The sequence below is a fragment of the Peristeroidobacter agariperforans genome, assembly GCF_004138335.1.
Classification (GTDB): domain Bacteria; phylum Pseudomonadota; class Gammaproteobacteria; order Steroidobacterales; family Steroidobacteraceae; genus Steroidobacter; species Steroidobacter agariperforans.
Genome location: NZ_RYFW01000002.1, coordinates 1605493 through 1618362, shown reverse-complemented (window position 1 = coordinate 1618362; position 12870 = coordinate 1605493). Strand labels below are relative to the sequence as shown.

Sequence of the window (12870 nt, the reverse complement as noted above, 5' to 3'; positions counted from 1 at the left end):
GCGCGGATCCATCGTACCGTGACGGAACAGATTCTGGAATGCCTGCATTCATCACACGTGAAACGGCAAGCCGAGCAACGATTCCACAAGAATCTCTACTACACGCTGCAATCGCTGCGTGGCCGGCACGTCGGTCCCTTCGTTCGCCGCTTGCAGTCTTGGGAGCAGCTCGATCGGGCATCGTTCGAGCACCTTACACGGATGCTACTACGCGACGCTTTGAGTTATGCGCGCTCGCGGGTTCCTCTCTACTCCTCCGGCGCATGGCAAGCGTCGCTGTCGCACGCTCGCACCGACGAGTTGAGCGCCTGGCCCGTGCTCGAAAGAAAAATGTTGATCACACATCGCACGCAGCTGCAGGCACGTCGCTTCGCTCTCGGCGTTTTCCCGCGACACAGCTCCGGCTCGACGGGCGAGATCGTTACGGTTCGATACAACCCTCACGCCGGCGGATGGAGCTGGGCCCAGGAATATCGCTCCATGCACTGGTTCGGCATTCCCACCGGCAGTCGCACTCTGCTGTTGTGGGGCGGCGGCCACCCGATGCTCGACTGGGTACGCAACTGTCGAGTGTTCTCGACCAAGAACCTGACGTTCGAACAGCTGGAGCGCGCGACCAACTATCTACTGGAGCAACGTCCGATGCTTTGCATGGGCCTGCCCTCGGCGATTGCGCAGCTCGCCCGGCACGTGCGTGCACACCGGCCGGCAGCGCCCGCGCAACTCGTGCCGTTCGTCAAGCTTGGCGGCGAACAGGTTTATCCCTTCCAACGCGACGAGATCGCACAACACTTCGGCGCCCGCGTGTTCGAGTCGTACGGCTCGACCGAGATGGGGCCGATTGCCCACGAATGTCCGGCCGGATCGCGTCACATCATGGCGGACCACGTGCACCTGGAAATATTCAATGGCGATGAGCCCGCACGGCCGGGCGAGTTCGGTGATCTGGTGCTCACGTCATTGTTCAATCGCGCCATGCCACTCGTGCGCTGTCGGATCGGCGACCGCGGCCGGCTGTCGCCCGATCCTTGCCCGTGCGGACTGCCGCATCCGGTGTTATCCGAGCTCGTGGGACGCGCAGCGGATATGTTCGTAACGGCTGATGGCAAGCTGGTACACGGCTCGGAGATCGGGCGCCGCCTGCAATTGTTTCTTTCGCAGGCGCCGCTCGGCTCGGTCGGCCAGGTGCTGTTTCAACAAACGAATTCGTCGCACTGGAACGTGCTGGTCGAAAGCGCGGCCGGCTTCAACGATGAACTCGCGGCACAGCTGCGCCAGATCGTGCAGTCGACGTTCGGCGAGAGTTGCCGGGTCGATATCGAGCGCGTTGCGCTGGTACCTCGCGAAAAATCCGGCAAGTACCGCTATTACCGCCGGCTTCCTGAGTCGGTGCACTGAGCCGAGGTCAGGCCGAGTGCACCAGTCTCAATTGCGGATGCGTCCGCGTGATCCGGCTCAGCGACTCCACCGATTCCGGCATGGCGATATAAATACCCTGCGCATACTCGACGCCGATCTCTGCGAGACACTTGAGCACTTCGGCGCTCTCGACGCGTTCGGCGACTGTTTTCAAGCCCATGGCCCGGCCGATCTGGGTGATCGCCTCCACCATGCTGCGATCGACATGATCGGTGGTGACGTTCTGGATGAACGAGCCGTCGATCTTCAGGAAGTCCACCGGCAGGTTCTTCAAATACATGAACGAGGACAAGCCGCTGCCGAAGTCGTCCAGCGAGAACAAGCAGCCACGCGCGCGGAACTCGCGCATGAAGTGCACGACGTTGGCGAGATTGGAAATCGCCGCGGTCTCGGTGATCTCGAAGCACACCGCCCCGGGACTGAGATCGTAGGCCTGCAACTCGTTGATCAAGAACTCCAGGAAACGATCGTCGTTCAGCGATGTGCCCGACAGGTTGATGGATAACGTATAGCCGTGACGCGGATCGCCGTCGGCGCGGTAATGCGCAAGCGCCCCGAGCGCCTGGCTCACCACCCAACGATCGATCATCGGCATCACGTTGTATCGTTCCGCCGCCGGGATGAACTCCGCCGGCTGCACCAGTTCGCCGTGCTCGCCGCGCATGCGCAGCAGCAGCTCGTAATGACCTCGCGTGTCGCGAGTCGCGCCGATCGGCACGATGGGCTGGTAGTAAAGCTCGAGCCGGTTCTCTTCGCAGGCGCGCGTCAGGCGCGACACCCACTGCATCTCGCGATGCCGCTCCGGCGCCGAGCCATACTGATACATGTGGACGCGATTGCGCCCCGAGTCCTTGGCCGCGTAGCACGCCACGTCGGCCGCGGCCATGACGCTTGCGATGCTCTCGCTGGCACTGTTGATTTCGACGATGCCGATGCTGACGCCGACGTTCATCGCGCCGTCCTGCCATTCAAAGCGATACTCACGAATCGCCTGTCGCAGGTTGTCAGCGATCTTCGCCGCTCGATCGGCGGTGCAGTCCTGCAGCAGCACGCCGAACTCATCGCCGCCCAAGCGCGCAATCGTGTCGCTGGTGCGAATCCGCGTTTGCAGCAGTCCGGTGATCTGCTTGAGCAGGCGATCGCCGGCCTGGTGGCCGCACGTATCGTTCACCAGCTTGAATTGATCGAGGTCGAGGTACATCAACGCGTGCGTCGTGCCCTCGTCCGAGCGCGCCGTCAGCAATGCTTCGTTGAGGCGGTTCTCGAACTCACGACGATTGATCAAACCGGTCAGGGCATCGTGGCTCGCCTGGTACGCCAGCGCGCGACGCAGCCGACGTTCCTTGCTCACATCGTGGAACACCATCACCGCGCCGATGATCTTGCCGCTGCGATCCCGGATCGGCGCGGCAGAGTCCTGGATCGCGATTTCCTGGCCCCGCCGGTTCACGAGCACCGTGTGGTCCGCGACCGCGATGACCTGCCCTTCGCGAATCGCGCGAGTGACGGGATCTTCCAACGGCTCGCGAGTTGCTTCGTTCAGGATGTTGAAGACTTCCTGCAGCTTCTTGCCTTTCGCCTCGGTCGCTTCACAGCCCGTGAGATTTTCGGCGACGGGATTCAGCGTCTCGATGCAGCCGTTGGCATCGGTCGTGATGACACCGTCACCGATCGACTGCAGCGTGACCTGCGCCTTTTCCTTCTCCTCGAACACCGCGGTCTCAGCCCGCTTGCGCTCGCTGATGTCGGAGATCGTGCCTTCGTAGCCGATCAGCTGCCCGTTCTTATCACGGACGGCTCGAGCGCTTTCGATCACGGTCAGCACCGTGCCGTCCAGGCGCTGCAACTGGAACTCGGCGTTGCGAACTTCACCGTCGCGTTGAATGGCAGCGATGATGGCTGCACGCTCGGCAGGATCGCGATACATGCTTGCAGGCGGCAGCGCGAGCAGCTCGCCCGGCGAGGAATAACCGATCATGCGGGCCAAGGCCGGGTTCACCGACACGAAACGGCCATCGCTGGTCGAGCTGTACACGCCTTCCATGACGTTGTCGAACAAGCGTCGATAGCGCGCCTCGCTGTCACGCAGCGCGTTTTCAGCAAAGCGTCGCTCGATGGCGATGCCGGCCAGCTGCGTCATGCGCGACATCAATTCGAAATCACGGCGCAACGGGCTCTTTGGCGTGCGGAAGTACAGCGCCAGAGTGCCGAGGATGCGGCCGTCGGATGAATGAATCAGCGTGGACCAGCAGCTGCGCAACCCGGCGGCGAGCACAGAGTCGCGAGTGTTCTCCCACAGCGCATCGCGGGCGATGTCCGCGACGATAACTTGTCGTTGCAGATAAACGGCAGCCGCGCATGAGCCGTTGCGAGCCGCAATCGCGATGCCTTCCATCGCCTGCGCGTACACCGCCGGCAAGCGCGGCCCCGAGCAAAGATTCAGATGCTTGCCGGTATCGTCGAGCATGCGAATCGCACACACGCAATCCGGCGCAACGCGCTCGACGACGTCGGTGATGGCTTGCAGCGTGATACGCAAATCGACGTTAGCGGCCAGACGCTCGAACACGCGACGCTCGCCGGCAGCGAGCAATTCAGCGCGCTTGCGTTCGGTGATATCGGTGATGCTGCCGCGAACCAGGCGCTGCCCGTGCGATTGCAGCCGCACCCATCGCACTTCACAAGGAATGTCGTTGCCGAAGCTGTCGCGGAACATCCATTCGAGCACCGGCGCCTCGCCCGCCAACGTGCGATCGAACTGCGCCCGATTGGCGTGCGACGACAGCGCACCGTCCGGTTGGTGCGGCGGGCATATCGTATCGGGGCTGCTCTTGAGCAGCGCCTCGCGATCCATCTTGAAGAAGCGCACCGCGTTTTCGTTCACATCGACCAGTCGGTTCTGATCTAGATCGACGACGACGATGATTTCGGGTGCGTGCTCGACGAGCGTGCGATAACGAGCCTCGCTGTCACGCAGCGCCGCTTCGGCCATCTTGCGATCGCTGGTATCGCGCAAACAGACGACGAACACTTCGCGACGGTTCATTTTCGTCTTGCTCACCGCGATCTCGGCGGAGAACTGTGTGCCGTCGCTGCGCTGGCCGAGCGTCTCGTGGGGCGCAAGGTCGACTTGTGTATCGTCGAGCCGCGCGGCGAGTTGTTCCAACTCGGCAGCGACGGATTGCTTTGCGGTGACTTGCGGCAGCAGGAAACTGAGTGGCCGGCCGATGGCGTCGGATTCGGCGTGACCGAACACGCGCTGGCCGGTGGCGTTGATGGAAGCGATGTGGCCGGCAGCGTCGACGGTCATGATCACGTCCTTCACGTGATCGAGCACTGCCTGCAATTGGCTCGCGGTGCTCTCCCGCAGCTCGCGAGTCAGCGCGGTGGCCTCATCGGACATGAGCTGCATGGAACGCACGATGCCCCGGCGTTCCTCATCGGTCTTGCTATAGGCAGCACCGATCGCGGCAAGCAGCTTACCGAGATCCAGCTCTCCATCCGACGTAGCGTCCCTGACTTGCTGTTCGAGCAGTCGATGCATTTGTCCTTCCGACGTTGTACGACGCTGGCGCGCGTCGTCTCGTCCCCGCATTGTTAGTGTGAACCACTACCGTTGCGAGGCATCGTAAGGCGTTGACGATTAAGGAGGTGTGAAACAGCTCCCGGTTTTATGTGAAAGCAAGGCAAAGCACCGAGGGGGCAGCGAGGGTTATGTCTGATGTGGCAGACCGGGAGGCGCCGGCGGCAAAAACGCCCGGCGCCCCAGGGGGATTACTCGTCCGCGTCCTCTGAGGAGGACTTGTACCCCGCCCGCTTGCGGTCGTTTTCCTTCAGCAGGCGTTTGCGGACCCGAATGTTGTTGGGCGTCACTTCGACCAGTTCGTCGTCGGCGATGAATTCCATCGCCTGCTCCAGCGAGTAGCGGATCGGCGGCACGAGGATTAGATTCTCGTCGCGGCCCGCGGCGCGCATGTTGGTGAGCTTCTTGGCCTTGAGCGGATTCACGACCAGGTCGTTGTCGCGGCTGTGAATGCCGATGATCTGGCCTTCGTACACTTCGTCGCCGTGCGAGGCCATGAGCTTGCCGCGTTCCTGCAAGCTGAACAGCGCGTAGGCGAGCGCCTTGCCCTGGCCGTTGGAGATCAGCACGCCGTTCTGGCGCTGACCCACTTCCTTGTCGAGCACCGGACCGAAGTGATCGAAGATGTGGTGCATCAGGCCGAGACCCGAGGTCATGGTGCGGAAGTCGGTCTGGAAACCGATCAAGCCGCGCGAGGGAATCTTGTAATCCAAACGCACGCGACCCTTGCCATCCGGGACCATGTTCGTGAGCTGGCCACCGCGCTCGCCGAGCGCCTGCATGACATAGCCTTGTGAGCCTTCGTCGATATCGACCGCAAGCGTCTCCCATGGCTCGCACATCACGCCGTCGACTTCCTTCTGCACGACGCGAGGACGCGAAACGGCGAGCTCATAACCTTCGCGACGCATGTTTTCGAGCAACACGCCAAGGTGCAACTCACCGCGTCCGTAGACCTGGAATTTATCCGGATCGCCAGTGTCCTCCACGCGCAGCGCCACGTTATGGCGCACTTCACGCTCCAGACGCTCACGAATCTGGCGGCTGGTAACGAACTTACCCTCCTTGCCGCAGAACGGTGAGGTATTCACCTCGAACGTCATGCTGATGGTCGGTTCGTCGACGACCAGCGCCGGCAGCCCCTCGGGCTTTGCCGGGTCGCAGATGGTATCGGAGATCTGCGGGTGCTCGATGCCCGCGAACGCGACGATGTCGCCGGCTTCCGCCTCGTCCACTTCGACGCGATCCAGGCCGAGGAAACCGAGCACCTGGATGATTCGCTCGCTGCGCACCTTGCCGTCCTTGTCGACCACGGCCACGGGGCTGTTGCGGCGGATCTTGCCGCGCTTGATGCGGCCGATGCCGATGGCGCCGACATAGTTGGAATAATCGAGCTGACTGACCTGCAATTGCAGCGGGCCGTCCGCGTTCACGTCCGGCGGCGGGCAGTGCTTCACGATCGCTTCATACAACGCGGTCATGTCGGTGCCCATCTGGTCCGGCGCATTGCCGGCGATGCCCCTGAGCGCCGAGGCGTACACGACCGGGAAGTCGAGCTGCGATTCGGACGCACCGAGCTTGTCGAACAGATCGAAGGTCTGATCCAGCACCCAGCTCGGACGAGCCTCGGGGCGGTCGATCTTGTTGATCACGACGATCGGGTGCAGGCCGTGCGAGAACGCCTTCTGCGTCACGAAGCGGGTCTGCGGCATCGGGCCGTCGACGGCGTCGACCAGCAGCAGCACCGAATCGACCATCGACAGCACGCGCTCGACCTCGCCGCCGAAGTCGGCGTGACCCGGGGTGTCGACGATGTTGATGCGGTAGTCGCGCCAGCGAATGGCGGTGTTCTTCGCCAGGATGGTGATGCCGCGTTCCTTTTCGAGCGCGTTCGAGTCCATGACGCGTTCGGGCACAGCCTTGCGGGCATCGAGCGTGCCCGACTGTGTCAGAAGCTTATCGACCAGGGTGGTCTTGCCATGATCGACGTGGGCGATGATGGCGATATTACGGAGCTGAGAGGTTGACACGCAGGGATTGGGAACCGGTGGGAGGGCAAAAAGGCGCGCATTGTAGAGGCACGGCGGGGGTTCCGGCCACCTCCGCCGCATTATTTAGCTAAATACTCAAGGCTGATGCCCGGATAGGCCCTCCCCGGAGGGGGCTTCCCTACGCCGGGGCGGCCGCTCCCTACCCGTTCAGGCGCCCGAGCGCTCGGCTGCCGCAGGAGTTGTCGCCGGGGCATGGGCCTCGTTCAAGGCCCGGGCGCAGTCGTCGCAACAGACATCGACCGTCTCGCCCCCCACCGTCACTTTGATCGAATCGCCCTCGATCCTGCAGTCACAAGCGGCACAGGTTTTGTGAGTCATGATCTCGCCCTCCACGCACTAACCTGGGGCGCATTCTTTTCCGGCGCGACCGGGCCGCGCTGTCACAATCTTTAGCTACGATTTTTGGTCGTCAGCGCAAATTGGCGGACCGTTGAAATTGCGCCGGGGTCCGCCCATACGCTTGCCGAAACGCTGCAGTGAAATGACTGTGACTGGAGAAGCCGAGCTCCAAGCCCAGCGCTGACAGGTCGTCGTAACTGCCGAGCAGATCCAAGGCGCGCGCCAGGCGCAGGCGCAATTGATATCGATACAACGGCACGCCTTCGACTTGTGCGAATGCCTGGGTCAGATAGACAGGCGACACACCCACCTCCGCCGCGATCTCGGCGAGTGTCCAACGACGCGACAGCTCCGTAGAAAGCACCAGCTTCGCGCGATCGACGAGCTTCTGCCGGCCATAGGTGGTACGCGTGGCTCGAGAAGCTCGTTCGCCGAGGGCGCGTCGAATCAGCGTCAACGTCAATGTTTCCGCTTCCAGCATCTCGATCGAATTGTTCAGCAAGCTATGACGCAGCAGTGCGACCAGTACCTGCGCTCGCGGATCTATTTGCCAGCGCTGCTTACGAAACATCACTGCAGTGTTGTCATGCAGATGTTCTTTCGGCGCCAGCTCTCGCAACAGCTCCTCTCGCACAGAGATCGAAAGACAGGCATCGCCGCCCTGCACCGGATGGCTGATGCGATAGCCTTCCGCCTGGTTGAAAAACAGCACCTGGTTCGCTTCGGCGACAGCATCCTCGCTGCCTAAGTGCCGCAGGTACACGCCGCGATACGGGAACACCAGATAGGTCGAGCTGGGACACTCCTCCGCACTCTTGTGACGGCACTTGCCGTCGCAAACGATGTCGCGAATCGCGACGGTCTGCGTGTCCAGCAAGTCCTGTATGGCGAGCTCCGTCATGGAAAGCCGAAGGTGAGACTGGAGAAGGTCGTGTCGAAGTCTACATCGGACGGTCCGGTCACAGGCTTCGTCCAGACCACATTTAGCAACCAGGCACCGGTGGGAGTCAGCCGAAAACTGGCGCGGCCAGACGGATCCGTCCGACGCGCCTCGACCGGCACCTCGTCATGTTCGAGCCGCGTCAGTTTCACAAGGGCTCCCGCCAACGGCTGCCCCTCGAAGAACACACGGACTGGCAGGTCGCTGCGGGCCTCGGCGTAGGGATTCTGCTCGAGGACGATTTCCAGCGGCAGTCCCAACGGTGACGTAATGTGAGATCCGCAGGGCGTACCTAGCTTGCCCACCTGAACGATCGACTTCGTCACACGGCGATAGCTCTCGGCGGCATCCATTGCCATCTTGCTCGTGCGCTGGCGGTAATCGAGCGCTGCCGTCAAACCCTCCTCCTGTACGTACTTATTGAACCGCTCCGCAGGCAACGCACTTCGACCGCGATTATCTGTTTCCAGCACGACGACATGGGTGCCTGAAGTCTCGAAGTGCAAATGACCGTCGTCGCTTGCGCCACGCAGATGCAAGTTTTCACGCAGATCACGCACCGTCCCATCTGGAGCAAACACGACGATCCGAGCAATGCGACTCGATCGAATCTGCGATCGTTGCCGCTGCATGCCGTGCCCGACTTGTAGCGTGATTGGAATCGAGGCGTTGACTTCCGACCAGTAAGCTTGCGGCTGGATCCAGAAGTCATGCGCGTGCACCGCGGGTGCGAGGACGAGCCCGGCCAGCAGCGTAGCTGTGACAATGCCAGGACCGCTCATGGCGCCGCCAGGAAAGGAAAGTCACTGATCGAGTGTTCGCGGTCGTCGCGATCGACGCCGTCATCGATGCCCTGCGCCTGCCCCATCGACAACACCGAGCGATACACGTCGATGGCGTCGTCGTTCGGTGTGCGGCCTCCGCAATAGATCACTTTCGCATCGTCACCGCCCAGCGCGGTGAACTCGACCGAGAAGAACTCACCGCAGATGCTGGATTCACTGTTGATCCACAGCCGATCGTCCGCGAGCACCGTGGCCAACGCACGATATCGCGCGGGCGAGGCCGCTTTGGGGTCGGCGAGCAGCTGATTGCCGCACTTCCCATCGAAGCCATCGTAGATGCCCAACGTTCTTTCCATTTCGGGAATGAATTCCGCGCCCGTGGCAGGAGTCGCGCTGTTGTAACGCTCCTTGAGTCGATCGCTCGTCTCCTCCTCGGCGAACGAACCCAGGAGCGCATTGCCGGTGAGCGGACGGCCCATACGGTCGATCTGTTTGCTTGCTAGCACCGTCGTCGCCCAAACGCCGAGCATCGTTCCGCCGCGATTGATGACATTCAGATCCACCGAGACCACCAGCGACGCCGGCGTCCAACCGGCCAGAAAATTCTTCGCCGGCCCACCGCCGGTGTGCCGCCACGTTTCCAGGATCAATTTGGACGTCGTCTCGCTGAACATGGGACAGCCGGCCGCATCGCTCTTTGCGCTGCCCATCATCGCGTCCGCGGCCACGGCATATGCCTCTCGAGTGCCCTTCACGTTGTTGTAAAACGGATCGTCCCGCAACCCGGCAAACACACGCGCGACAGCGGTATTGCCCACCTTGCAAAGGACGTTGCCGGCGCTGGCAATCCGACACACGATATCGGTCGTGGCAGTCGTTTCGCCAAACCGTTTGCCGCTATCGATGTGAAACACGTACTGCAGCTGGTCGGAGAACGTGTGCCCGACGATCGTCATCGCCAGGTTGAGCTGACGGCCGTCGTAAGAGGTCCATGCATACAGATCGCCGATGTCGGCCCGTGGGTCTGCGATTACGCTGGGCGTGTCGAGATGATCCGCTGCGAACAACGGGCTGGCGGCGAGCATCGCCGTCAGAGTCAAGGCGCGATTCCGAATTCGTTGCGTCATACGTTCCATCCATCGCAAAAGATGGACGAGACGGTAGGCGCGGCGCGCTGGCGGGGCTGTCGAAATCTTTAGCTAGTTGATTTCAACAGATTGGAACGGACGCGGCCGCGCCGCGTCCGTTTGCAGAGCAGAGATTACCGCTTCGGCTCGGAGCTTTCTTCGGCCGGCATCGACTTGATGGACTCGCCCTTGTCGTCCTTGGGCGGCGTCGGCTTCTGCTGAGCGGCGACGTTACCGACGACGAATGGAATCGAGAAGGTGCGGTTCAACGCGGAGCCGGCGATCTGGGTGTTCACCGAGGCGGTGATGTAGAACACGCCGGTGCGATCCGGCAGCACCGATATCTTGTGATGGTAGGGCTTGCCGGCTTCCACCGGCGCAAAGTTCGCGATCAGCGTGCCCGCGAGTGTGATGCCTTCCATGCCGCCCAGCTTGGCATCCATCGAATCGACGCCGGCACTGGGGATGAACACCACATCGAGCTCGGTCGGCACACCGAGGGTGGGCTTGCTGCTGAATTCGTAGCGGATGTTCACCGCCGCGCCGGGCTTGCCGTCGCCCACGGCTCTGGCGAAGTTTGCCGTCTCATCCTTCGGCGCCGCCGCTACGGCCGGCTTGGCCTGCTCCGGCGCCGCGGGCGCAGTCGCCTGCGGCTCGGGCTCGGAACCGCACGCTCCCAGCATTACGAGGGTGGCCATTGGCAAACAAGCCCGCAACTGCCGCGATGAAAGCTTCATTCTGATCATGCCTCTATTATGACGCGCCCGAAGGTCAACGCTCGCCATTCTTTGTTATCAGTTGCCGGTGATGCTGACGGTCATGCAACGCGGCGGCTGGTTGGTGCCCGCGGTGTCGAAGTCGGACACGTCGATGATGTAAGTGCCCGCAGCCAGTTCTCCGGAGACCGTTTCCACGCTGGTGCCGGTACTCGTACCCGCCAACGCCAGCTCCCCCTGCCGGAACACGTAGATGTCCGGATCGGTTGCCGGCACGGTAGGAGCGAGCGGAGTCGGTGTAGGCGCCGCCGCCCCCTGCGCTCTGATGGTCACCAAGCGAGTCGTGTTGTTGACGAAGCGGAAGAAACGATGATTGCCCAGCTTGTTCGGATTGGCCTCGGGCTCCTCGATCGGGTCCTTGCTGCCCGCAAACGAGACGCTGCAGACGCCGCTCTGCAGCTGATTCAGCACGAGCTCGCCGTAAACCGGCAGCGCCCGTGGATCGATATCGCCGCCGTTATTCGTCTCACCCGTGCCAAAGGCGTCGGGCGTGCTCTCGATGTCCTCATTGTTGAGCAGGTTGGCGATCGCGCCCGCCGAGCCCGAGTTCTGCGAGCGCAGCGCCGTGGCGAACGAATAGATGCTCGTCAATGCATCGGTGTCGACCTGATCGGTCGTCATCACGGTGTAGATCGGCGTAAAGCCGAGCGCAACGTTATCGCCGCCATCCGCCGTCGAATCGAACACGTCCCACAGGAACTCGCCCACTGAGGTTTCCGAGAACCAACCTTCAGCGGCGCCCTGGTCGCTTTCGAGATTGAATCCGAAGTCCTGGCTGACACCGCGCGAAGAATCGCGGTACTGCGGATCGTTCAACGACATCGCGCCGAACGCATTGCCCCAGCCTTCGCCGAACGCGACGCGCAGGTCGAGACGATCGCCGATCTGGTGCTGGCCGCCGATGGAATCGGAGCGGCTGAAACGGTCTTCGAAATAGTGACCGAATTCGTGCGCGATCACGTGCGCGTCGTATTCATCCGTGTCGCCGAGGGCGTCCTCTGCAAAGTAACCGAGGATATAAATGCCGTCCGGAAGCGGCGGACGCTGCGCGCCGGCACACCCATCCGTCGTCTCGCGTGACGGATCGCGGAAATAGAACGACGTGCCGATATCGCCGGTGTCGGGACAAAACGTATCGGTGCCCTTGTTGTCCTCGCTCCAGAATAGATCCAGCTCCGGAAACTGTGCGTTAGGGTTCGCGCTCAGGACGAGCTGTTTGGCCTGATACACGGTGTCGAGAATGGCAAAGGGCGCCGCTCGACGGCCCGCGTTATAGCCATTGCCATTCCAGTCCGATGGCGCGCGCAGATTGCGAGTCACATTGGCCGTGCCGCTGTTGAAGCTCGAGCCGTCCAGCACATAGACCGCATCGGCGCTGGTGTTGTCACGAACTGCGAACGCCCACGTCGGCGCGCTGCCCGTTTTGGTCATCTCGGCGCGCGCACGAATGAAGATGTTTGTATTCGCCGGCACCGAGAAAGTGTAATCGCCATTGGCGTCGGTGGTCGTCGTGGCCACGGTCGCGCTGCCGGATACCGCCTGCACGATAATCTGACGCGCCGGCGACTCGACGGGAGCGTTGGGGTTCAGGCCCGCGTCGGGCGTGGTCGAGAACACCAGGCGGTCGAAAGTGATCTTGCCGCTCACCGTGACGCTGCCGCCGCTCGGAGGAGGATTCCCATCGTCGTCGCCCGGACCGCTGCCGCCGCCACCGCATGCGGCGAGCACCGTGAAACCGGCCAGCGTGGTGATCAGGCGAGCGAGACGGGAGAATTCCTGCGGCATTTGTTCGGTACTCGAGCGCCCCTGCCGGGCGATGTTTACGATGCTCAAAAGATATCCGTAACGGC

The 12870-nt window shown here is 62.3% G+C and carries 8 protein-coding genes; 1 reads left to right on the top strand and 7 read right to left on the bottom strand.

The features are described 5' to 3' along the window. Positions 1-57: 57 nt before the first annotated feature. Positions 58-1398, top strand: coding sequence for a phenylacetate--CoA ligase family protein (locus tag EK373_RS20760; RefSeq protein ID WP_129645597.1), 1341 nt, complete (start codon positions 58-60; stop codon positions 1396-1398). Positions 1399-1405: 7 nt separating this feature from the next. Here EK373_RS20760 and EK373_RS20755 read toward each other — a convergent pair whose 3' ends face one another. The 7 genes from EK373_RS20755 to EK373_RS20725 all read right to left on the bottom strand — a co-directional run bounded on the left by EK373_RS20755 (position 1406) and on the right by EK373_RS20725 (position 12853). Next, positions 1406-4963 carry an EAL domain-containing protein gene (locus EK373_RS20755; RefSeq protein ID WP_198683477.1) on the bottom strand — a complete coding sequence of 1186 codons (3558 nt, stop codon included), beginning with the start codon at positions 4961-4963 and terminating at the stop codon, positions 1406-1408. Between the two features lie 230 nt (positions 4964-5193). Next, on the bottom strand, positions 5194-7032 hold the full coding sequence (typA, locus tag EK373_RS20750) for a translational GTPase TypA (RefSeq protein ID WP_232831171.1): 1839 nt from the start codon (positions 7030-7032) through the stop codon (positions 5194-5196). 430 nt (positions 7033-7462) lie between these two features. Then, positions 7463-8293 (bottom strand): helix-turn-helix domain-containing protein, encoded by an 831-nt coding sequence (locus EK373_RS20745; protein WP_129645594.1) that lies wholly within the window; start codon positions 8291-8293, stop codon positions 7463-7465. Beyond that, positions 8290-9114 (bottom strand): DUF4198 domain-containing protein, encoded by an 825-nt coding sequence (locus EK373_RS20740; RefSeq protein ID WP_129645593.1) that lies wholly within the window; start codon positions 9112-9114, stop codon positions 8290-8292. The genes EK373_RS20745 and EK373_RS20740 overlap by 4 nt, the downstream gene beginning before the upstream one ends. After that, on the bottom strand, positions 9111-10244 hold the full coding sequence (locus EK373_RS20735) for a DUF4331 family protein (RefSeq protein WP_157994462.1): 1134 nt from the start codon (positions 10242-10244) through the stop codon (positions 9111-9113). Before EK373_RS20735 ends, EK373_RS20740 begins: the two co-directional genes overlap by 4 nt. Positions 10245-10378: 134 nt before the next feature. Then, on the bottom strand, positions 10379-10942 hold the full coding sequence (locus EK373_RS20730) for a hypothetical protein (protein ID WP_129645591.1): 564 nt from the start codon (positions 10940-10942) through the stop codon (positions 10379-10381). Positions 10943-11038: 96 nt separating this feature from the next. Further along, entirely contained in the window at positions 11039-12853 is a 1815-nt protein-coding gene (locus EK373_RS20725; RefSeq protein WP_129645590.1) for a hypothetical protein, read from the bottom strand. Positions 12854-12870: the final 17 nt, after the last annotated feature.

Excerpts from the sequence above, each read along its gene's own strand:
- EK373_RS20755 (WP_198683477.1), bottom strand. The coding sequence starts at position 4,963 with ATGCATCGACTGCTCGAACAGCAAGTCAGGGACGCTACGTCGGATGGA.
- EK373_RS20745 (WP_129645594.1), bottom strand. The coding sequence starts at position 8,293 with ATGACGGAGCTCGCCATACAGGACTTGCTGGACACGCAGACCGTCGCG.
- EK373_RS20740 (WP_129645593.1), bottom strand. The coding sequence starts at position 9,114 with ATGAGCGGTCCTGGCATTGTCACAGCTACGCTGCTGGCCGGGCTCGTC.
- EK373_RS20735 (WP_157994462.1), bottom strand. The coding sequence starts at position 10,244 with ATGACGCAACGAATTCGGAATCGCGCCTTGACTCTGACGGCGATGCTC.
- EK373_RS20730 (WP_129645591.1), bottom strand. The coding sequence starts at position 10,942 with ATGGCCACCCTCGTAATGCTGGGAGCGTGCGGTTCCGAGCCCGAGCCG.